General features: G+C 61.2%; 25 protein-coding genes and 1 pseudogene. 11 read left to right on the forward strand and 15 right to left on the reverse strand.

Going from position 1 to position 20,949, the window contains the following annotated elements; all coding sequences use genetic code 11:
- Positions 1-109: 109 nt before the first annotated feature.
- The 3 genes and pseudogenes from J3364_RS21945 to J3364_RS21955 all read left to right on the forward strand — a co-directional run.
- Positions 110-331 (forward strand): annotated as a pseudogene (locus J3364_RS21945) (3-hydroxyacyl-CoA dehydrogenase); the annotation flags it as partial.
- A gap of 362 nt (positions 332-693) precedes the next feature.
- Positions 694-2,856: a carboxy terminal-processing peptidase gene (locus tag J3364_RS21950; protein WP_349560289.1), complete on the forward strand. Its 2,163-nt coding sequence runs from the start codon at positions 694-696 to the stop codon at positions 2,854-2,856.
- A gap of 36 nt (positions 2,857-2,892) precedes the next feature.
- Entirely contained in the window at positions 2,893-3,723 is an 831-nt protein-coding gene (locus J3364_RS21955; protein ID WP_349560290.1) for a helix-turn-helix domain-containing protein, read from the forward strand.
- 103 nt (positions 3,724-3,826) lie between these two features.
- Here J3364_RS21955 and J3364_RS21960 read toward each other — a convergent pair whose 3' ends face one another.
- The 6 genes from J3364_RS21960 to J3364_RS21985 are packed head-to-tail and all read right to left on the reverse strand — an operon-like array spanning position 3,827 to position 8,814.
- Positions 3,827-4,360 carry an SRPBCC family protein gene (locus J3364_RS21960; protein WP_349560291.1) on the reverse strand — a complete coding sequence of 178 codons (534 nt, stop codon included), beginning with the start codon at positions 4,358-4,360 and terminating at the stop codon, positions 3,827-3,829.
- Positions 4,357-4,722, reverse strand: coding sequence for an ArsR/SmtB family transcription factor (locus tag J3364_RS21965; RefSeq protein ID WP_349560292.1), 366 nt, complete (start codon positions 4,720-4,722; stop codon positions 4,357-4,359). Before J3364_RS21965 ends, J3364_RS21960 begins: the two co-directional genes overlap by 4 nt.
- Positions 4,723-4,773: 51 nt before the next feature.
- Positions 4,774-5,859 (reverse strand): AbrB family transcriptional regulator, encoded by a 1,086-nt coding sequence (locus J3364_RS21970; RefSeq protein ID WP_349560293.1) that lies wholly within the window; start codon positions 5,857-5,859, stop codon positions 4,774-4,776.
- Between the two features lie 6 nt (positions 5,860-5,865).
- A complete protein-coding gene (locus J3364_RS21975; RefSeq protein WP_349560294.1) occupies positions 5,866-7,371 on the reverse strand; it encodes a tripartite tricarboxylate transporter permease in 1,506 nt (501 codons plus the stop codon).
- Positions 7,372-7,381: 10 nt separating this feature from the next.
- A complete protein-coding gene (locus tag J3364_RS21980) occupies positions 7,382-7,831 on the reverse strand; it encodes a tripartite tricarboxylate transporter TctB family protein (RefSeq protein ID WP_349560295.1) in 450 nt (149 codons plus the stop codon).
- A complete protein-coding gene (locus J3364_RS21985) occupies positions 7,828-8,814 on the reverse strand; it encodes a Bug family tripartite tricarboxylate transporter substrate binding protein (RefSeq protein ID WP_349560296.1) in 987 nt (328 codons plus the stop codon). The genes J3364_RS21980 and J3364_RS21985 overlap by 4 nt, the downstream gene beginning before the upstream one ends.
- A 154-nt stretch (positions 8,815-8,968) precedes the next feature.
- Between J3364_RS21985 and J3364_RS21990 the strand changes: the two genes are divergently transcribed.
- The 3 genes from J3364_RS21990 to J3364_RS22000 are packed head-to-tail and all read left to right on the forward strand — an operon-like array spanning position 8,969 to position 12,065.
- A complete protein-coding gene (locus tag J3364_RS21990) occupies positions 8,969-9,637 on the forward strand; it encodes a response regulator (RefSeq protein ID WP_349560297.1) in 669 nt (222 codons plus the stop codon).
- Positions 9,634-11,034 (forward strand): sensor histidine kinase, encoded by a 1,401-nt coding sequence (locus J3364_RS21995; protein WP_349560298.1) that lies wholly within the window; start codon positions 9,634-9,636, stop codon positions 11,032-11,034. The genes J3364_RS21990 and J3364_RS21995 overlap by 4 nt, the downstream gene beginning before the upstream one ends.
- Positions 11,031-12,065, forward strand: a complete 1,035-nt coding sequence (locus J3364_RS22000) for an ABC transporter substrate-binding protein (protein ID WP_349560300.1) — start codon at positions 11,031-11,033, stop codon at positions 12,063-12,065. The genes J3364_RS21995 and J3364_RS22000 overlap by 4 nt, the downstream gene beginning before the upstream one ends.
- Position 12,066: 1 nt before the next feature.
- Here J3364_RS22000 and J3364_RS22005 read toward each other — a convergent pair whose 3' ends face one another.
- Together J3364_RS22005 and J3364_RS22010 are read right to left on the reverse strand one after the other, a co-directional pair.
- Positions 12,067-13,092 carry a nickel/cobalt transporter gene (locus J3364_RS22005; protein WP_349560302.1) on the reverse strand — a complete coding sequence of 342 codons (1,026 nt, stop codon included), beginning with the start codon at positions 13,090-13,092 and terminating at the stop codon, positions 12,067-12,069.
- Positions 13,077-13,709, reverse strand: a complete 633-nt coding sequence (locus J3364_RS22010; protein WP_349560304.1) for a DUF1007 family protein — start codon at positions 13,707-13,709, stop codon at positions 13,077-13,079. Before J3364_RS22010 ends, J3364_RS22005 begins: the two co-directional genes overlap by 16 nt.
- A 265-nt stretch (positions 13,710-13,974) precedes the next feature.
- On the opposite strand from J3364_RS22010, the gene J3364_RS22015 reads away from it, so the two are divergent.
- The 3 genes from J3364_RS22015 to J3364_RS22025 all read left to right on the forward strand — a co-directional run bounded on the left by J3364_RS22015 (position 13,975) and on the right by J3364_RS22025 (position 15,422).
- Positions 13,975-14,385: a DUF1090 domain-containing protein gene (locus J3364_RS22015; protein WP_349560306.1), complete on the forward strand. Its 411-nt coding sequence runs from the start codon at positions 13,975-13,977 to the stop codon at positions 14,383-14,385.
- 95 nt (positions 14,386-14,480) lie between these two features.
- Positions 14,481-14,672, forward strand: coding sequence for a hypothetical protein (locus J3364_RS22020; RefSeq protein WP_349560308.1), 192 nt, complete (start codon positions 14,481-14,483; stop codon positions 14,670-14,672).
- Positions 14,673-14,720: 48 nt separating this feature from the next.
- The gene (locus J3364_RS22025) at positions 14,721-15,422 is read left to right on the forward strand and encodes an SOS response-associated peptidase family protein (protein ID WP_349560309.1); all 702 of its coding nucleotides are present in this window, start codon (positions 14,721-14,723) and stop codon (positions 15,420-15,422) included.
- A gap of 15 nt (positions 15,423-15,437) precedes the next feature.
- Here J3364_RS22025 and J3364_RS22030 read toward each other — a convergent pair whose 3' ends face one another.
- From J3364_RS22030 to J3364_RS22045, 4 genes are all read right to left on the reverse strand, one after another.
- A complete protein-coding gene (locus tag J3364_RS22030) occupies positions 15,438-16,031 on the reverse strand; it encodes an SCO family protein (protein ID WP_349560310.1) in 594 nt (197 codons plus the stop codon).
- Between the two features lie 36 nt (positions 16,032-16,067).
- Positions 16,068-16,511 (reverse strand): copper chaperone PCu(A)C, encoded by a 444-nt coding sequence (locus tag J3364_RS22035; RefSeq protein WP_349560311.1) that lies wholly within the window; start codon positions 16,509-16,511, stop codon positions 16,068-16,070.
- Between the two features lie 144 nt (positions 16,512-16,655).
- Complete coding sequence (locus tag J3364_RS22040) at positions 16,656-17,003, reverse strand: hypothetical protein (RefSeq protein WP_123636310.1); 348 nt, start codon at positions 17,001-17,003, stop codon at positions 16,656-16,658.
- 163 nt (positions 17,004-17,166) lie between these two features.
- Positions 17,167-17,442: a hypothetical protein gene (locus J3364_RS22045; RefSeq protein ID WP_349560312.1), complete on the reverse strand. Its 276-nt coding sequence runs from the start codon at positions 17,440-17,442 to the stop codon at positions 17,167-17,169.
- Positions 17,443-17,685: 243 nt separating this feature from the next.
- Here J3364_RS22045 and J3364_RS22050 point away from each other — a divergent pair, with 243 nt between their 5' ends.
- The gene (locus tag J3364_RS22050) at positions 17,686-18,297 is read left to right on the forward strand and encodes a LysE family translocator (protein ID WP_349560318.1); all 612 of its coding nucleotides are present in this window, start codon (positions 17,686-17,688) and stop codon (positions 18,295-18,297) included.
- A 28-nt stretch (positions 18,298-18,325) separates the two neighbouring features.
- On the opposite strand, the gene J3364_RS22055 is transcribed toward J3364_RS22050, so the two are convergent.
- From J3364_RS22055 to J3364_RS22065, 3 genes are read right to left on the reverse strand one after another with little or no spacing between them, the layout of a single operon-like run.
- On the reverse strand, positions 18,326-18,937 hold the full coding sequence (locus J3364_RS22055; protein WP_349560313.1) for a DUF4865 family protein: 612 nt from the start codon (positions 18,935-18,937) through the stop codon (positions 18,326-18,328).
- Positions 18,934-19,338 carry a tautomerase family protein gene (locus tag J3364_RS22060; RefSeq protein WP_349560314.1) on the reverse strand — a complete coding sequence of 135 codons (405 nt, stop codon included), beginning with the start codon at positions 19,336-19,338 and terminating at the stop codon, positions 18,934-18,936. Before J3364_RS22060 ends, J3364_RS22055 begins: the two co-directional genes overlap by 4 nt.
- Before the next feature lie 5 nt (positions 19,339-19,343).
- Positions 19,344-19,670 (reverse strand): carboxymuconolactone decarboxylase family protein, encoded by a 327-nt coding sequence (locus J3364_RS22065; RefSeq protein WP_349560315.1) that lies wholly within the window; start codon positions 19,668-19,670, stop codon positions 19,344-19,346.
- A 106-nt stretch (positions 19,671-19,776) separates the two neighbouring features.
- Here J3364_RS22065 and J3364_RS22070 point away from each other — a divergent pair, with 106 nt between their 5' ends.
- Positions 19,777-20,718 (forward strand): LysR substrate-binding domain-containing protein, encoded by a 942-nt coding sequence (locus tag J3364_RS22070; protein ID WP_349560316.1) that lies wholly within the window; start codon positions 19,777-19,779, stop codon positions 20,716-20,718.
- Positions 20,719-20,949 lie beyond the last annotated feature (231 nt).

A 20,949-nucleotide genomic window follows, 5' to 3' on the forward strand; every position in this document is an offset into this window, starting at 1 on the left:
TATGAAGACGGACGGCATTTACGCCTGATATTGGCTATTTTATGGTCAATCCCGGCGTTGCCGGATGAATCGGCAGAGACCGGTAAATTGCTGGCTGTCTGAAAACGGCGTTTTGCAGGGGCGACTACGTACAGTGGAAGATGCCAATATCGGCAGCATCTTTGGCATCGGCTTCGCGCCCTGGACCGGTGGCGCTATCCAGTTCATCAACCAGTACGGTGTGCGCAAGTTCGCAGAACGGGCAAAAGAACTGGCCGAAGCTTTCGGCGAGCGTTTCGCCCCGCCCCGGTTGCTGCTGGATAAAGCGGAAAGCAATACCTCGTTCCAATAATCCGGCGATCAAACGGGTTCCGGTGTCCGCCCAGCCGGAACCCGTAACGTCAGGATTTTGCTCGATCGTGCGCCGGGACAGTACTCGCACCTAACAAATTCACCCGAACTTGTCCTCATTATGGACAGATTGTCATGACCTCGTAGCACATGGCCGGTAGCAACGGCCCTGCCGCTTGCCTACAATGAGCTGAGGATCCTCTAAATATTCCGGAACACAACCATCTTTCGGAAGTCATAGTGGAGGCTCCGGCGTCTGCCGGCCTACCCGGGTTTTAAGACCCGAGAACGGCCGATCAGCCTGGAAGCCCGACGGCAACGCTCGTCCGGCTTACAATCTTCACCTGCAAAGACAGTAATGACATGCCATTATCGATCCGCAAGCTGAGAGTACCCCGCCTCCGTTCTTCCGCAGTCGCCCTGGCCGTTGGCCTGGCGATTACCTCCACGGCCGGTTTTGCGGCCCTGGACAAGGACGGCGCACAGACATTCCAGCCGGTTTCGCCGACCATCGATCAGGCCCGCGCCAATATCCTGATCGCACGGCAACTCCAGTTCACGCATTTCCTGGATCAGCGGATCGACTCTGACCTCTCCAAGCGGGTGTTCGACGCCTACCTCGATCATCTGGACGGTCAGCATGTCTATTTCCTGCAAAGCGATATCGACCGTTTCGCGCCCTGGCGCACCAAGCTCGACTCGGCCCTGAAGACCGGCCAGCTCGAGCCGGCCTTCCAGATCTACAACCTGTTTGAAAAACGCGTGATCGAGCGTCTGGATTACGCGCTGAAACTGATCGACAACGGCGTCGACCAGTTCGACTTCAATGAAGACGAAGAACTCAAGCTGGACCGTTCCGACGATCCGTGGGCCAAGAGCAAGGACGAGCTGGACGCAATCTGGAAGCGCCGCATCAAGAATGCCGTGCTGGCCCAGCGCCTGAACGGCAAGAGCGACAAGGAAATCACCACCTCCCTGCAACGTCGCTATGAAAGCCAACGCTCACGGACCCTGCAGGTGCGCAGCGAAGACGCCTTTCAGACCTACATGAACGCCTTCACCAGCCTGTGGGACCCGCATACCTCCTACTTCTCCCCGCGTACCTCCGAGAATTTCAACATCAACATGAGCCTCTCGCTGGAGGGCATCGGCGCGGTACTGCAGTCCGATAACGAATACACCAAGGTCGTGCGCCTGGTGCCGGGCGGCCCGGCCTCCAAACAGGGGCAGCTCAAACCGGCCGATCGCATCGTGGGTGTGGCCCAGGGCAAGGACGGCGAGATGAAAAATGTCGTGGGCTGGCGCCTGGATGAAGTGGTCGACCTGATTCGCGGCCCGCGCTCTTCCGTCGTGCGCCTGGAAGTCATCCCGGCCAGCGCCTCGGATGAAACCATTACCCGCACCATCGACATCACCCGCGACAAGGTGAAGCTGGAAGAGCAGTCCGCCAAGAGCGACATGATCGATCTGAAGCGTGACGGCAAGCACTACAAGGTCGGTGTGATTGACATTCCAACCTTCTACGCCGATTTCCAGGCCATGCAGGCCGGCGATCCGAACTACAAGAGCACCACGCGTGACGTCCACAAGCTGATCGACAAGCTCAAGGGACAGGGCATGCAGGGTCTGGTGATCGACCTGCGCAACAACGGCGGTGGCGCCCTTCAGGAAGCCAACGATCTGGTGGGTCTGTTCATCGATGAAGGCCCGACCGTCCAGATCCGCAGTGCCGACAACGACGTCAGCGTATTGACCGACGACGATCCTTCCGTGGCCTATTCCGGCCCGCTGGTGGTCCTGGTCAACCGCATGAGCGCCTCGGCCTCCGAAATCTTCGCCGGCGCCATCCAGGATTACGGCCGCGGCCTGATCGTGGGCTCCCAGACCTTCGGCAAGGGCACGGTACAGGCGGTTCGCCCGCTCAACCACGGTCAGCTGAAAATCACCCAGTCCAAGTTCTACCGGGTGTCTGGCGGTTCTACCCAGCATAAGGGCGTGATTCCGGACATCAATATCCCGACCCGGATCAACAAGGAAGAGATCGGCGAAGACGCGCTGGATAACGCCCTGCCCTGGGACCAGATCGAAGCCGTGCCCCACGCCCGCTACTTCGATTTCAGCAGCATCATCGACAAGCTGCGCGAGCGTCACGAAGCCCGTTTCGACAAGAACCCGGAATTCCAGCTGCTGGAGGAGGAGATCAACCTGCTCAAGACCCAGCGCAACCGGGATTACGTGAGCCTGAACTACGACAAGCGCGAGACCTACCAGGACGACCTGGAGTCCCGCCAGCTGAAGATCGCCAATGCGCGTCGTCAGCTCAAGGGCAAAGAGCCGTTCAAGGACTGGGAAGCGCTGGAAAACTACGAAGAAGCGGAAGCCGCCAACCCGGATGAAAAGAAAGACGACGACTTTATCGTTCGCGAGGGTGGCTACATCATGTCCGACATGATCGATCTGGATTCCAAGATGGCGTCCATCACCAAGCCTGAGCGGATCACCGCGCAGGCTGACGAGCACCTGTAACAGACGACACCGAGGAACCAGGGCAAGGATCGCCGGATGAGCAATGACAGCGACAGCGACCGCAAGCGTGCCCTTGCCCTCGAAAGCCTGCTCATGGACACGCTGCACGCGATCCAGTCCATGCAGCAGGCTGAAAAGCTCGGAGTCCCTCCCCTCACCGGCCAGCAGACGGCCGGTGCCAAGGGCGGGAAGCCCGCCTCCGAAGACGAAGATTCCCTGGTCGACCGACTGACCGACTTCACCGGCTCCGCCTTCCGCTTTGCCCTGCGCACCACCGACACATCGATCAAGGCCGGTCGCGCCCTGCTCAACTCGCAGGACAAGCTGCGTATGATGCTGGCCGCCGGCGACTCGCTGAAGGATATCCGGGAAGTGGCCGGCCTCACACTCAATGAGATGAGCGAGGCCCTGGACCTGCGGGACAAGAGCCTGCTGGAAGCCATCGAGAATGGCACCGCCACCCTCTCGTTCGAGCTGATCCTGCGCCTGGCCGCCCTGGTGGCCCGCAACGACCCGATTCCGTTCATCCTGCGCTTCACCCGCAACTACAATCCCGAAGCCTGGCAGATTCTGTCGGACTGGGGCGTCGGAAAACTACCCCTGCAGTTCGAACGGGAACGGGAATTCATCAACATCTTCCGGGGCCACGATGAGGCGCGGGAGCTGTCGGATGAAGGCTTCCGAAAAGTGCTGGATTTCACCCGCCAGAGTTTCGAAATGTCGCTGCACTTTGTCGCCGAGCAGGAGGCCGAAGTGGCGCGGATGCGGGACGAACTGTCCCTGGATACCCAGACAGCGCGCCCGACTAAGAAAGGTTCGAAAAAACCATCTAAAGCCGGCCGGAAAAAGCCACCCACCAACTCCTAGCGCTTCATAGGTCCTGGCGTCCCGGAGCAGCAAAACGGCCCTGAGTCCCGACCTTCCTGCCCGACAGGGACCACCATCGGTGGCCCCTGTACAATCTACCTTACTAGACGCTAAAGCGCCGCTCGTACTCCGCCCTGTTCTTCAGGAACCCGTCCCAGAACGGCGTCGGTTCGATACCCGTCAACCGGGCGGCCAGGAGATCGAGATGGGTGTGCCAGCCGGTGCTCACGTTGAGCAGGATCGACGGGTCGGGCACGCGGTGATGGGTGACGGTCAGCAGAACATCCTGGCCGCGGGGCTCCAGATCGAAACTGACCCCGCCAGTACTGCCCCAGCTGATCGCCAGGCGTCTCGGCGGATCCAGTTCCGTAATCTCGCTCTGCAGACGGTGCTCCTCGGAAAACCCCGGCGGTCTCTGGCCGGCAGGCTGCGTCAGTTCGTCGTTATGCCAGACGAACTCGAACGACGCGCCAACCGACATCGCCATTTCACCGGCCGCCAGCCACTGACACCGCAGATCCTCTTCGGTGAGATAGGCCCAGATCCGTTCGATCGGGCCGGGAAGCAAACGCTGGATGGTCAGCGTGTCGGAATCGGTCAGTACTCCATAGTTTGCGGGCATTTCCGGCTTGTTCATGGGTCGTCTCCTTCCCGGGACGGGGGCTGGTGGGCGTCCTCCTCGCGGAGGAGCTGTTCGAGGGCATCCAGACGTCCGGTCCAGAAGCGCTCGTATTCCCTGAGCCAGGCATGGGCACTGGCCAGCGGCCCGGGATTGAGATGACAGACGCGCGTGCGCCAACGCACCTCGCGTCGGATCAGTCCCGCCTTCTCCAGCACCTTGATGTGCTTGGACGCCGCCGCCAGTGACATATCGAACGGCTCGGCCAGCTGACCCACGGTCTTCTCGCCCCCGGACAACTCGCTCAGCATTCCCCGCCGCGTGACATCACCCAGGGCGTGAAAGATCGCGTTCAGTTCGGCACTCTCTAATTCAACCATGTGGTTAAACGTAGCACCGCCCCGCCCATCATTCAACCAATTCGTTAAATGTTAATGTGACGATGAACGCCGGCTTTGGAGTCGCTTGAGGAAGGACAGGAGCACCGGCATCAGCAGAATCAGCACTGTCAGACGCAGGAGGTGATGGGAAGTGACGAACGCTGGCTCGATGCCGAGCGATAGCGCGACCAGACTCAGCTCAGGCGCCCCACCCGGCATGTAGGCCAGGAGCGCCGCGGCCGGAGAATAGCCAGTGACGGCATGGCCGATCCAGGCAGCCGCCACGGCCATCAGCATCAGCAGCAAAGCCTGAATGACCGCGACCAGCAGACTATAGCCCAGCGATGCGAGGGTCGTTCCGGCAAACCGGACGCCAACCGACACGCCGATCACAATCTGGGCCAGCGCAACAATGGCCGGCGGAATAGCCGCCTCGCAGAGCCCACTGACATGCAGTGCGCCAGAGACCAGCACCGGCCCGAAGAGCAACGGGTTGGGCAGGCGCAGGCAGCGACCAAGCCACGCCCCGATGACACCGGCGCCAATCAGCATCAGCGCGTCGTCCCAGGCGGGCAGGGCCAACCATTGCGCCAGGGTGGTCGTGCGGGGCTGCAGGCTGACGTGGCCGATCAGTTGCAGCACCGGTGGAATGGCCAGGAGCAGGATCAGCACGCGAACCGCATGGGTCAGCCCCACCGCCCGCAGGTCGGCTTCGGAGTCGGCCGCCATCAGCGTTACCGCGGACAGTCCACCGGGCATGCCGGCGTAGATGGCGGTGTCGAGTGAGTTACCCGCGATTCTCCGGCTCATCCAGACCGAGACCCCCATCATCACCGCCGTACTGACGAGCATAATGACCAGACTCGCGCTCCAGCGACCGATGTCACCTGCCATATCCGGCGTGAAGGCAGCACCCAGCATCACGCCGATCACTGCCAGTACCGCCTTGCGAGATGCCGTCGGGGCCGGTAGCCGCACACCGGCCAGGCTGAGCCCGGTGGTCACGATCAGCGCCCCCAGTAGCCACGGCAGCGGCATATTCACGGCATATGCCAGTCCGCTGCCACCCGCGCCGATCAGCAACGTGGGCAGCAGTTTCCCGCCCGCGACGACCTGGCCTTTCAGCGCCTCGATCACGACGGTTCAGGCACTGGCCAGTGATTTACGGGGAAGCAGTTTCGGCAGCAACCAGGGCAACACCAGCAAAAGGACCGCCGCGATCCACAGGCCGATGGAAATACCGGACTGCCACAGGATGCCCATGTCACCGCCGCTGATCGACAGCGCCCGACGCAGGTTGTCTTCCATCAGGCCACCCAGCACATAACCGAGGATCACCGGCGCCAGCGAGAAACCCAGTTTGCGCAGCAGGTACCCGAAGATACCGATCACCAACATCAGGTAGATGGCCATGAGATCCGAGTGGAGCTGGTAAACACCCACGAAAGCCAGGATGGCAATCGCCGGCACCAGCACCCAGCGCGGGATGGTCAGCACCTTGGCGAACAGCCCCGCCAGCGGCAGGTTCAGTGCCAGCAGCACGATATTGCCGATATACAACGACGCAATCAGGCCACCGGCCACTTCCGGACGCTCGGTGAACAACATGGGGCCCGGCGTGATGTTGTAGAGCATCAATGCGCCCAGCAGCACCGCGGTGGTCCCGGAGCCAGGAATGCCCAGTGTCAGCATCGGTACGAACGAACCCGCCGCCGAGGCATTGTTACCTGCTTCCGGCGCCGCCAGCCCCCGCATGTTGCCGGTGCCGAAGGTGTTGTCCTTGTCGGAAATGCGCTTTTCGGTGGTGTAGGTCACGGCGCCGGCCACAGAAGCACCGGTTCCGGGCAGCACACCGACAATGAAGCCGATAATCCCACTGCGGATCATGGCCCACTTACAGGAAAGCACTTCTTTCAGGCTGACCATCACCCGACCGACCGGCGGTATTTCGTCGCTCGCATCGGAACGATTGGCGTGTTCCAGCATCAGCAGGATTTCGCTGATGGCGAACAGACCGATGATCATCACCACGAAATCGATGCCGTCATACAGCTCAGCCATACCGAAGGTGTAGCGCATCACGCCGGTCCCGGAGTCGACGCCAATCATGGCGATCATCACCCCCAGCACCGCGCCAATACCGGTCTTGATCGGGTCTTTGCCCATCATCACCGCCATGGAGGAAAACGCGAAGACCATCAGGGCAAAGAACTCGGCCGGACCAAACATGACCGCCACTTCCGCCAGCAGGGGCGCAAACAGCGTGAGCCCGATAATGGCGATGGTGGCCCCGACAAAGGAACTGACCGCCGACAACCCCAGCGCCGGACCGGCCAGCCCTTTCTTGGCCAGCGGATGGCCGTCCAGGGTCGTCATCACCGCACCGGCATCGCCGGGCACATTGAGCAGGATGCTCGACATGCGACCGCCGTACTCGGCACCGGTGTAGACGCCGGCCAGCAGGATCAGGGCGGATTCCGCCGGAAGTCCCAGCGTGTAAGCCAGCGGCATCAGGATGGCGATACCGTTGATCGGGCCAATGCCCGGCAGAGCGCCGAACAGCGTGCCAAGCAATGCGCCAAGGAAAGCGAGCCCCAGATTCAGGGGCGTCAACGCAACATCAAAACCGTGAATCAGAAAATCGAACATGCCAGGCACCTCAGTTGAAATCGGGCAGCCATTGGCCGCCTGGCAGGGAAATCCCCAGCCCCAGCGTGAACAGGTAATAGCTGCCCAGTGCCATCAGCACGGCGGCCAGCAACGCCTTCGGCCAGATCGCCTCAAACAGTCGTGCCAGGGACAGCACCGCGAGGAAGGTCGTAACCAGATAACCCAGGCGGGTGAAGAGAAGGGCATAACCCAGCAGGACGAGCAACACCGCCGCCAGCTTCAGGGCGACGAACTTGTCCGGCCATTCCCCATCCTCACCGGGCCGGAAGATCAGCACCAGCGACAAAGCCGCCAGCACCACCGACAGCAGTATAGGGAACGCCTTGGGACCCACCGGCTCGTAGCTGAACGTCACCTGGAACTGAGTGGCCTTGAAGGCGGCGAACGCCGCCAGACCGATCAAGGCAATTCCCAGAACACGGTCGGCGGCGAGTCTCATTGTGTCAGCCCTACTTCTTTCGCGAGTTGCTTGAACTGGGCGACCTGCTTCTTGACGTAGCTGTCGAAGTCGTTACCGAAACGGGCCATCGGGAACAAGCCACGAGCCTCGCGCATTTTCGCAAACTGCTCGTTGTCGGCCAGCTTCTCCAGGCGCGTTTCCCAAGTGTTGTAAGCCTTGTCGCTCACGTCCGGGCCCATGTAGTAACCGCGCCAGATCGGCCATTCCACGTCGTAGCCCTGTTCAGCTGCGGTGGGGATTTCCGCATAGGGTCCGCCGACGCGTTCTTCGGACAGTGCCGCCAACACGCGCACCTTGCCGCTTTCCAGATGCGGTCGCAGCTCGGACAGATCGCCGGTGAACACTTCGATGTGGTTCCCCAGCAGGGCCGCGAGCGATTCCCCGCCGCCTTCGAACGCCACATAGCGCAGCTTGCGCGGTGAGATGCCGGCCGCCTTGGCGGTCAGGGCCGCTTTCATCCAGTCCTGGCTGCCCACGGTGCCGCCGGCGCCGAAGACGATCTGGTTCGGACGTTTCTTCAGGTCTTTCATCAGGTCGCCGAGGGTCTGCCAGGGCGCATCCGCCTTAACCACAATGGCGCCGTAATCCACACCCAACGCCCCCAGCCAACGGACTTCGCTGGCGTCGTACTGGCCGAATTTACCCAGCGCCAGGTTGACGGCCGCGCCGGTGCTGGCAGCCACAATCAGGTTGGGATCGTCATTACGCACACCGTTAACGTGGTTGTACGCGACCGCGCCGATGCCGCCGGGCATGTAGGTCACCATCATCGGCTTGTCGATCAGGCCGGTCTCCTGCAGGCCGTTAGCGGCCAGTCGGCAGGTCAGGTCATACCCGCCGCCGGGCTTGGCGGGAGCGATACACTCGGTGCTGTCGGATTGAGCGTGAGCATTGCCGGTCATCAGGGCGGCGCCCATAACGAGCGGAGCAGACCAGCGAAGGAATGCGGAGTTGAATTTCATGTTGGACTCCTGTTGTATTTGTTTTTCGCAGGGGCATCAGGACGCGTCCCCTGCCGTTCATCGTGTCGATGACCCGATCCATTCTAGGGACGCAACCTGTCATCAACCTGTCAGGGGCTGTCGTCGTCATCCCACCGCTGCGAGACCCAAACCGATGCGCCTGCTTATCGTCGAAGATGATCCGTTGATCGCCGATTCCCTGACCCAGGGACTGGGGCCGCTGGGTAATACCGTGGAAGTGTTCACGGTGTTGAGCGAAGCGCGGGCCGCCATGGCGCACAGCCATTTCGACCTGGTCGTACTTGATCTCGGACTACCGGATGGCAACGGCCTCACGCTGTTAGCCGAGATTCGCAAGCGGGGTGATGCCACGCCGGTGTTGATCCTGACCGCCCGGGACGGCGTGGCCGAACGGGTCCAGGGCCTGGATCTGGGTGCCGACGATTACCTCACCAAGCCTTTCTCCCTGCCCGAACTCCAGGCACGGGTTCGCGCCCTGCTCCGGCGCAGCCAGCAGCGCACCGACAACCGCCTGCTGTTCGGCCCGCTGAGTTTCGATCCCACATCCGGAGAGGTCACGCTGCACGGCGAACGGCTGGATCTGCCGCCTCGGGAGCTGGGCCTGATGGAAGGCCTGCTGCTGCACGCCGGTCGCATTGCGCCCCGGGAGCAACTGATCGATCGCCTGTTCGGCTTCGGAGAGGCCGGCCCCAATGCCCTGGACCTCTACATCAGCCGGTTGCGCAAACGCCTCCAGGGCAGCGGAGTAAAAATCCGCACTCTGCGGGGATTGGGGTATCGGTTGGAGGATGATCCGGCGTGATCGTCGTTGACGGCACCCTCAAACGACGCCTGGGCGCCTGGCTGCTGGCCGCCGTCGGCGTGCTCGGCACCTTCCTGCTGGTGGAGGCGTACACCAGCGCCCAGCGCGCCGCCGATCGGGCCTTCGACAGCCAACTGGAAGCCGCCAGCCTCACCATTGCAGAAGCGATCCAGTGGCAGGATGGCCAACCGGTGGTGGAAATCCCGGCGGCTGCCTTCCAGATCCTCGCGACCGACCAGCAGGAACGGGTGTTCTATACCCTTCTCGATACCGGCGGCCGCGAAGTCACCGGCAACCTCGATGGAGTGGTCACCGACGCTCTACGGGAAGCCGCTCATACGGACCCCGTCTGGCGCTTCGTGGATTATCACGGCACACCGATCCGGCTTTACGGTCGCGAACTGAAATCCGCCGGTTGGGACGCGGTGGAGCCGGTCCAGATCTGGGTCGGCCACACGCTTTCCGGTCGCGACGCCCTGGCCCGGGACCTGTTCGTGCGCGCCCTCACCCGCTTCCTGGCCATGGTGATCCTGACCGGCCTGTTGATGTGGCTGGCCATCCGCACGGCCCTGCGTCCGGTACGTCGGCTGCGCCAGCTCATCCGCCAGCGGGATGCGGACGATATCAGCCCGCTGAACGCGCAGGTGCCCGGCGAACTCTACGACATGGCCGAAACCCTCAATGCCCTGTTCGAACGCCAGCGCGAGGGCCGCGACGCCCTGCTGCGGTTCACCGCCGACGCCAGCCACCAACTCAAGACGCCGCTTGCCGGGCTGCAAAGCACCAGCGAACTGGCCCTGCAGAGCACCCGGCCGGACGATTGGCGCCGGGCCCTGCAAACGGTTCACGACAGCTCGGCGCGCACCAGTCGCCTGGCCGCCCAACTGTTGAGTCTGGCGCGACTGCGCCATGCCGATGAAGGCTCACCCGGCCGAATCGATCTGGCCGCGGTGTTGCGGGATTCAGTGATGGAATGGGCGGAGCGGGACGATGCCCAACACCACGATCTGGGCCTGGCACCGCTGCCCACAGGCCCCACAGAGATACAGGGCGAGCCCTGGTCCCTGCAGGAAATGATCGGCAACCTGATCGACAATGCGTTGCGATATACCCCTGCCGGCAGTGAGATTACCCTGAGCCTGGATCGGGAGACCGATGCCGTCACCCTGACCATCGAAGACAACGGCCCTGGCGTCAGCCGCGAGCTGCTGGACCGCCTGCACCAACCCTTTGAACGGGGTGGCCGCCAGGACACCGAGGGCTCCGGCCTGGGCCTGGCTATCGTCGACTCCATAGCCCATCGCCACCAGGCCACACTCACCGTCCACAGTACACCGGGCCATGGGCTTCGGGTATGCGTCCGATTTCCCCTGCTGACCGAGGAGGCCCGGCCATGAAGCGCGCATTTCTTATCTCGCTGCTGCTGATTTGCCAGATGCCTTCCATGCTGATGGCTCAAGCGCGAACGCCCCTGCATGTCGAGGCCGCATTGGACCTACAGGTCGTGGAACCGCTGCTGGATCAATTTCGGCAGGCGCACCCCGACATCGATCTCCAATATGAGGACAACTCCACCCTCAACGTGGACGAGCAGGCCCGGGAAGCCCAGCCGGCTCCGGATGTGGTCATCAGTTCCGCCATGCCCTGGCAGATGGCCCGGGTCAACGAAGGCCTGGCCCAGCGCCTGGACAGCGAGGCCGCCCGCAAGTGGCCAAAGTGGGCCAAGTGGCGCGATGAGGTTTTCGGCTTTACGTTCGAACCCATCGTCACCGTCTACCGCCTGGAACTGGCGCGCCATATGATGCCGCCCAGCACCCACGCCGACCTTCATACCCTGCTCAAGACCCACCAGGCTCTGCTCAAAGGACGCGTCACCACCTATTCCCCGTCCGGCAGTGGCGTTGGCTATACCCTGTTCCAGCAGGACGCCCGCTACTCACCGCGTTTCTGGGATCTGGTAGCCGCCATGGGCGCGGCCGGCGTGAGCCTGGAGAACAACACCCGAGATATGCTAAAGGGTCTGACGGATGGTACCTACTGGGTGGGCTACAACTTGCTGGGCTCCTACGCCATGCACTGGGCCCGCAGCCATCCGGACATCATCGTGCAGATCCCCCAGGATTATTCGCTGGTGATGATGCGCATGGCCTTTATCCACCGGGATGCCCCTCACCCGGCGGCCGCCCGGACGTTCATGAATTTCCTGCTGAGCGAAGCGGGCCAGAAAACCCTGGCGGGCAGCACCCCACTGTTCAGCGTCCTGCCCGACGTGATCGGCCCCTACACCGCCCAGCGACTGCGCGATCAGGTGGGCGACCAGCTCTACCCGATCCCGATCAACGCCTCGCTCCTGGCGTTCGTCGATCCGATGCGGCGGGATGCGTTCATGAAGCGGTGGAATCGGGAAATCCAGATCCTGACCCCTTGATCTACAGCATCGGCACGGCCGGTGCCTGGGCATGAATCAACAGGGCAATCCCCAATACCGCAATCACAAGGCCGCCACACAGCGCCAACCCCTGCCCCAGGAGCGCCTGCCACTGCGGCGGAGTGCGTTTTGCCAATCGGCCAGCCTGTCGCCGGGCCAACACCGTGAAGACCGCCAGTGCCGAGGTGGTTAGCGCGGTACCGACCGACATCGCCAGCACCGCCGCCACACCGATCCACCAATGCCCCAGCATGACAGCAACACCCAGGATCATGATCGCGCCGCTGCAAGGGCGCAGGCCAATGGAGAAGATGACGCCCAGGCTCTCCCGCCAGTCGTGGCCGACCTGGCCGGGGTGGATGTGATGATCCCGACCGCAGTGGCAGTCGGGGCCATGGTCAGAGACGTCGACCGCAACGGGATGGAACGCTGTCGGCGCGCCTGATCCGGACAACGTTGCCACAGGGGTTAACGGTTGTAACGGTGAGGCCACCATCGGTTCGGCAGTCGACGGTTTCAGCAGCCGGCGTACTCGCAACAGCGCCCGCAGGCTGAGCCAGCCACCCAGCACAGCCACCAGCCCGTAACTGATCCGCTCCATGATGACCGTGTCAGCCATGGCGTGTCGCGTGAGCATCCCCAGCCCAATCACCAGAACCCCCACCAGCACAATCGCCACGATGCCCTGCAGAAACGCGGCCGCAACCGTCAGTCGAATTCCCCGCATCAGCTCCGCGCGGTGGACCAGGAGATAGGTCGAGATCACGGCCTTGCCGTGGCCCGGTCCCACTGCATGAAAGACGCCGTAGCCCAGACTCAGCCCCACCAGTGTCAGCAACGTACCGGGGTCGGAGTGCTGGGAGAATTCCATCATGTTCAGCGACAGTCCACGCTGCAGGGAACGCTGCCATTCCAGCATCTGCCCCAGTAGCCACAGGCCGGCCGCCTCACCGCTGGGCGTCAATGCCACAAGCACCAGCACAAGAACGGGGAGTAATACAATCAGCAGGCTTAATCGGCGGGACATTGCAGTTTTCCGGTATCGGCGAACCGTTTCCCCATGCCATCCGGCGCCTGGCCAGTGACATCAATCGCGGCCGCCTCGGCCACCAGTTTGGGATCAGGTTTGAAGTGGGCGATGTTGGTCGTGCAGCCTTCCGGCGCACCGCTCATCGTCAACGGCTGGTCGATCTCGTTGTCGTAGAGGAATTCGATAAAATACGTCGGATCGTAGATCTTCCAGCTGAGGCGATCGCCCTCCGGCTTCTGGGGTGTGGCCAGTGGCAACACGAACATGAACTCAACGCGCTGGCCACTCAGGAGCGTGGTGTATTCCGTCACCTGACCCAGCTCAAGTTCCTTCCCGTTCCGGTAGACATGGGAAAGATAGTGCTGCTTGCCGATGTTCTTCACGATCTGGCTGCCCAACGCGTCGAGCTGTTGCTGTTGCTGCCCGGCCCCGCCATCCCGCTTCATCTCCTCCATCAGCGTCAGGCTGTACATCGGGTCCATTTTCCAGCGTTGCTGGAGCGCTGAAACCCGCCCCTGGTTATCGAACAAGACGCGGACGGTGTAATCCACCCAACCATGAGGATGGGCACTGGCCGTGGACGCCGTCGCCAGCCACAGGAGCAATAACGGCAATGAGATGAAAGCAGGGGGACGCCTGCCAATGCATAGGGGGATTCGCGACATAGATGCGTAACCGGGTTGGTTGACTGAACCGCCCGACTGGCTCACGGGCGACAGCCGAATTATGCAACATTATAACGTTCCGATTCTATACGCCAAACGCTCTCTATCATTTCCGGCCAGCGCCTCGATCGATGACGGTTGCTATTCGGGCCGACGCCCCACACCATGATCAGCGCAAATACATCCACACCCATTCACGAGCAAGGATGTTCCCATGAATAGAACCGCGATCACCCTGTCGGCATGCGTCCTGACGTTGACTTGTTTCGCCCCGGCCCAGGCCCAGGCCAACGACAACTCACTTTGCGCCGCCAAGGAAGCCGATATCCAGCAGCAGATGGACACCGCCCGCCAACAGGGCAACAGCCACCGCGTGGAGGGACTGCAGGAAGCCCTGGATGGCGTGCGGTCAAACTGCACCGATGACAAGCTGCTGTCCGAGGCGGAAGACAACCTGCAGGAAAGCATGGAGGAAGTGAAAGAGCGCCGCGAGGACTTGAATGAAGCGGTCCAGGATGGCGACATGGACGAGGTTGAGAAGCGCCGGAAAAAACTGGATGAGGCGACCGATGAGCTGGAAACCCACACCCGCGAACTCAATGCCTTGCGGAAAGGTCGTCACTGACCGGAAGCATCAGCCGGAGTGAGCGGATTGGCGAGCCCTCTCATTGCGCACTAATCTTTAATCAGGTGCGTTCGATCAACAAGGAGGGCGGACCGATGAGCTCACCCGTCAATGGCCATTACAAATCCCCTGAGCAGGCCCAAAACGTCTGGGAAGACCTGATCGCCTCGGGCATCCCGCGGGATAACATCTACATCGATGAAGATAATCAGGTGATTAAAGTCCTGATCCCGGAGACTGAGCGCCGGGAAATTCAGGAGATTTTTGATCGCCACAAGCTGTCCTGACTTTGCGTCAGCACCGAATTCGGCATCCAGGGTCAGAGGCGCATTCCCATGTGCGGCTACATCCGACGCGTGACCGACTGTCCGGAAATTCAGGATCTGCTGGAGGACATCGGTCTCGGCGAGCTGGCTGACCGGTATCGGCCCACCGAGCAGGCTATTAAGCATTATTACCCGGCCTTCGGCGGCGATCCGGAACGGAAGATCCACGGGCTGATTGTTCCGGACGACAACGGCGCGAGGACCGTCGATGCCACCTGGTGGTATGACTGCGAGCCCATCGGGAAGACGCTGAAGGTGGGAGAGCGCACCACCTTCAATGCCCGGAATCTTGACTCGCCCTACTGGCGGGGTCCGCTACTCCATCGCCGGGCACTGGTGGTGGCGACGGGACTGGGCGAGACCAAAGTGATCGACGGTATCAAGCGGCATTTTCTGATCGAGGGTACGTTGCCGTTCCTGCTTGGCGCGCTCTATCAGCGCTTCGATAACGGCTGCTACAGCTGTGCGGTGATGACGCGGGACATCCACCCCCGCTTCGAGCCCTATCACGACAAGGCCTTCCCCTGCTTTATACCGGCCGCCAAGGCTTTCGTAGACGCCTGGCTCTACGACATCCACGCGCTGCCCAAGCCGGTGGCCACCTACCTGGAACATCCGAGGATTGTCGTGCCGCTGCGGGTCAGTCCGGTTAAAACCTTCCGCAGCGGAGAAACAGCCAGGAACCCGGTGCATTTGCGGCCGGATCCCTGAGGCGGGAATCGGGTTTTACCCCTGCCCCTTCTCAATCAGACGGGTCAAATCGCCTTTCAGAGCCACGTCCGGATCACTCTGTAGCAGCATGAAGGCCGGGTTGCCCTGACTGTCGAACGCCAACACGGCAGACGTGTGGGTGACAGTGTAGTTGCCGTCCTTGTCGGGCTCATCGTAGCTGTAGGCGATGCGATAGCGGTTGGTTACGTCCTCAAGCTCGGCTTTGTCACCGACCATGCCGATAAACTCAGGTCCAAATGCTGAGGTGTAGGTTGCCATGGACTGGGGCGTATCCCGGGCCGGGTCCACCGACACGAACAGAACCTGCAGCTTGTCCTGGAGATCCTGATCCAGCGAATTGGTCACCTTCGCCAGTCTCGCCAACGTCGTCGGGCAGACATCCGGGCAATGGGTGTAACCGAAGAACAGGAGTGTGGCTTTGCCCTCTTTCTCGTAGTCTTCTTCGGTGACCGTCTTACCGTTCTCGTTGACCAGCTTGAAGTCCAGCGGCGGCATGGTTTTGGAGATATCCGTCGTCCGCCAGTCCTCGCCGGTGCAGCCTGTCAGGACTAGTGCGATGAGCGACGGAAGAATAAAACGCTTGAGCATAACGGTTCCGATTAATCCGGTGGGCAGAAACGGGGCTTACATGTCCGCCGGCGAGACGACCTTGAAGTTCACCGGGACATCCCGCTGGCCTTCTACCTTCAGCATGACCGTAACCTTATCGCCATACTGCAGGAGCGCCGAGCGCTTCATGAACATCAGATGGTAGCCGGACGGCGCAAACTCGAAATCCTCACCCGCTGCCACATCGATCTCAGGCACCGCATGCATTTCGGCCATGCCGTCCTTCTCCATGCTCATGTGCATCATCACTTTCTTGTAGGCGCCGGTATGGGCACCCACCAGCTTGATCGCCTCGTCAGTGCCGTTGTGCAGCTTGAAGTAGCCCGCCGCAGGCACATCACCCGGCAGCAGTCTCAGGCGCGCGTCAGTCACCTCAATTTTGCCGTCAGCAAACGCAAGCCCGCTGGAGAGAACGAACACTGAGATACCCAGTACCAGAGAGCTTAGGAGATTGCGCATGGAGAACTCCTCGAGTCGAAAATTCGGAAGGTGAGCGAAAGCGCCCTAACGGCCTGAACCCTAGCGAGTTTGGTGCCGAATTCAAAGAAGGTGCGACATTTTGTCCGGGCAATTGTCTCGAACAATTAAAGAGGCGGGTCAGCGTCAGATCGTGTCGCAGAGCGTGGCGAGCCCGCAGTTGGACTCAAACTTCCGCGACTGGGCGTCGAGAATGACTTTCTTGTTGATCGCGTCGTAATAGAACGACGAATAGCCCTTATCGCTGTCGGCCTCGCGATAAATGCCGCACACGCCGAAGCCATTCTGGACCCGCTCCAGATTGGCCAGCTCCACCGGCCCCTTGGCGTGAACCGCCTCGGCAACGGTGTGCTGAATCACCTTATCTTCCTGCCGCTCCGAATAGGCTTGTGAGCCAAAAATAATACCGCCCAAGCCCCCGAAGACCATCAGCGGGAGCAGGAAGATGAGAAGAAATGCGCGTCGTGATTTCATGGCACACAGTTTATTCCCGAGCCCCGGACGGGGCAATAAGGGTGTGTCATTATGACGCTGTCTCCCGGGCGCCCGACCTGACCTGAGCCACCCGGCGTTTGATCACCTCCCAGCCCACTCCCGGCCGTGCAAACCACAACGCCCGGGAGTGGTGAGGGTTTACTCAGAACTCGTTCGAATCGAACAGGTAGCGTTTCTTCTGATGGGCCGTCCAGTTGTCATTCGGATACCGCGATCGTTCAATCGCCCGCTGCGGCTGAACGCTGGTCCCCGCCGCCTTCTGATCTGGGCCGGCTGCCGTTGGGGCCATGTCCTGGTTGATGGTCTCTATCGGCCCTACCGATCTGACACGATCCGTCTGGCCTTCCGCGAAGCCCAAAACGGGCATCAGGGCCAACAAGGTAGTGGATATAAGGGAATATCTGAGTCGCGTGGTCATGATGGCACCTCCATTGTGTTCTCCAGATTGTCCGTCGACACGCTCTCCACCAGGAAGAGCGCCTGAAGTTAGACCACCGGTGCCCACGGCAATTGCCGGTGAAACCTTAAAGTTTGAGCACGTTTTGGTCTATAAATAGTGGCAACGGTTCGATGGCTTTGAGGCACGCTTCCCTCGAGAGACCAAGCTTTCAAGGACAACGGCAAGGCCCAGAATACTTTTAGGGAGACAGCGCTTTTGACGATGGAAACCTGGTCCCTGTTTGTGGGCACCGTCCTGCTCCTGATGAGCACACCGGGGCCGAGCCAGCTGCTGATTCTGTCCAACACCCTGTCATCGGGGTTTCCGCGCTCAACGATGACGGCGGCTGGCGATCTCACCGCCAATTTAATCCAGATGATGGTGGCGACCGCCGGGCTGGCGTATCTCATTCACAACAACGAATCGCTGATCCTGACGATCAAATGGGTGGGCGTGGTGTACCTGCTCTATCTGGGAACCATGGCTTTGATCAAGCAGACGTCCCTGCAGATAATTCCCCATCAGCCAAAGGAGGTTCGCAGCAAATCGTCGCTGTACCTGCAGGGCTTCATGGTCTCGGCGGTTAACCCGAAGGCCGTGATCTTCTTTGCCGCCTTCTTTCCGCAGTTCATCGACAGCTCAGATCCGGTGATCCCCCAGTTTGTGGCGTTGAGCGCAACCTACCTGATACTCGACGGTCTATTCCTGCTGACTTACGCCCTATTGGCGTCACGGCTCGCAGAGTGGCTGACCACGGATCATGTCCTGCTTCGCAAAGGTCCTGGCGCGCTGCTTATTGCCGTGGCACTCGGGCTTGCGATGAAGACGGTCTAGTTCCGGGCCTGGCAGCAAGCTCCGTTGATCAGGGCTTGGGCACTGCGATCTCATTTGACTCAGAAAGCAATGCACCAATCCCCGGTCGGGAGACATGCCCCACTCGATACTTGTGCCGCCCGGCGGCCGACTCCGGCCCGTCATCCCCCCACAGCCGAAATCGAACCACGGACCAGGCGGTTGGGTCGTAGGCGGCTACAGCCGCAAGAGCGCCGGATTGCTGCACGTCCGCTCGTGCGCGGTCCGTTTCGCTCTCCCGCAATGCCGTCAGGTCGGTGAACGGCTCAACAGCAATGGTTTCCCGAGTAGCCGTAATGGCACGGCCCAGATCCTCGGATCCGAGCGCCTGCCAAACCGACCAGGTGCTTACGACGGGCCACCCGAAAGCCCGGGCAAGTCCGGCAAAGCCTTCGGAGCCAAGAAACGCATTCATGCCGTCGCAGTTTCGCCAGACATAGAACGGCGCATAGGCGTTCTCGGAGCTGGCGATAACGCCGTCGGTCCTGTCGGCATAGAGATAGGCTTTAAACACCAGATTGGGGAACGCATCCAACAGGTGGCCTTTGCTGGTAATGCGATGGCGGATGATGTCCATATCGTAGTCCGCCGGCAGGGTGAAACGGTACTGCATGGCGATCATGACGAGACCTCCGGCGCGGTATCAATCATCGACATCCGCCCGCCTCCGAACGACCAATCCTCGCTCCCCGTCGTGCTGATCACCACCATCACATCTTCGGGATCGATGCCGGGCGTTTGCGCCAGTAACGCGACGATCCGTCGATAGAAGGTTTGCTTGGTCTCCCGGGTCCGGGGCTTGCCCGCCGTCACGTAAATCAGTACGAAATCGGCGGATCGGGGCCCGCCCAAGTAGTGCCGGTCAAAGATCAGTTCTCCAGGTTCGTGCTGATGAATGACCTGGAACCGATCATCCCGGGGCACCATAAACGTCTCTACCAGCGCGCGGTGCACACTGTCAGCAATGGCTGCAACGTCGTCGGGCGAACGGCCCTTGATCAGGGAGATGCGTACAAACGGCATGGTGCTTACTCCTCGGAATGGGTTGGAAGATTGCGGAGGGCACCCACCGCAGAGGCCGCCACTGGCCAGCCACCATAAAACGCGAGGTGGGTAACCAGTTCGGCCAGTTCACTGTGGCTGACACCGTTCTCCAAAGCCCGCTCCAGATGGAAAGGCAACTGCTCTGAACGGTTGAGGACGATCAGCGCGGACACGGTGGCGATGCTGCGCTCGCGTTTACCGAGAGCATCACGGCACCAGACGTCTGAAAAAAGCAGATCATCCGTAATCTCCGCCAGCTTGGGGGCAACGTCGCCAAAGGCTTGCCGGGCAATACCGGGTGAAAGGCTCATATCCAATCTCCATGTGAAGGCTTGACCCCACCTACGTTAGCGGCGCACATTAATACGGTAAATTGGAAAGTTTTTAACTAATCGTCCGGTTTTTCGGGATATTTCCATGCGCCGCGTTACTTTCGATCTGGATGTGCTGAGAACCTACGTGCTGGGCATTGAGCTGGGCAGTTTCGCCCGCGCCGCCGACCGACTCGGGCGATCCACCTCAGCGGTAAGCTCGCAGCTCAAGAAACTGGAAGACCAGGCCGGCACGCCGTTGCTGCATAAGGCCGGCCGGGGCCTGGCCATGACGGAAGCCGGAGAGACCCTACTCGGCTACGCCCGCCGCATGCTGGAACTGAACGATGAAGCCGCTACCGCTATCCGTGGCGCCGAACTGGAAGGTTGGGTGCGACTGGGCCTGCAGGAAGACTTCGGCGAGGGCTTACTACAGGAAGTGCTCGGGCAGTTCGCCCGCGCTCACCCGAAAGTCCGGGTCGAAGTGCGCATTGCCCGCAATGCGGAATTGCTGGAACGGGTGGCCTCCGGCCGTCTGGACCTGGCACTGGCCTGGGCGGGCAATCAGGAAACGCCGCATGCAGAAAGGCTGGGCGAGTTGCCCATGTGCTGGATCGGCGCGGCGGATCGGGATATCCCCTTTCCGACACGTGAGCCTTGGCCATTGGTCGCCCTGGAAGCCCCCTGCCTGTTACGAACAGCGGCCACCAACGCCTTGGACAGTGCGGGCATTCCCTGGCGGGTCGCAATCACAAGCCCGAGCCTGGCCGGCATCTGGGCGGGTGTCTCCGCGGGCCTGGGCGTTACCGTCCGCACGCCGATCGGCTTGCCGACCGGGCTACAGCTTCTGAATGCAGACGAATTGGGAATGCCGCCACTCCCTCACCTGCCGCTGATGCTGCATCGGTCAGACGATGTGCTTGCCGGTGCCCCTGCACGGCTTGCGGAGATTCTTCGGGCGGAGGTAATGAGATTGATCGCGGCCGATCCCGTACCGCGAACCAAGGCTTCGCCATTGGCTTATTCTCGAGAAGAGCGGCATCGTTGACCGGCTTTTCCCCAGGCTCGCGGCGCCGGCGACACCCCTGGATCAACTCACATACCGAACATGCTGGCGCATCAGGTTGGGCCGATAGGGTGTAGTCAGGCTCCGTAGTCGCCCCTGCAAAAACGCCGTTTTCAGACAGCCAGCAATTTACCGGTCTCTGCCGATTCATCCGGCAACGCCGGGGTTGACCATAAAATAGCCAATATCAGGCGTAAATGCCGTCCGTTTTCA

This window comes from Marinobacter sp. NFXS9, assembly GCF_040148665.1.
Classification (GTDB): Bacteria; Pseudomonadota; Gammaproteobacteria; order Pseudomonadales; family Oleiphilaceae; genus Marinobacter_A; species Marinobacter_A mangrovi.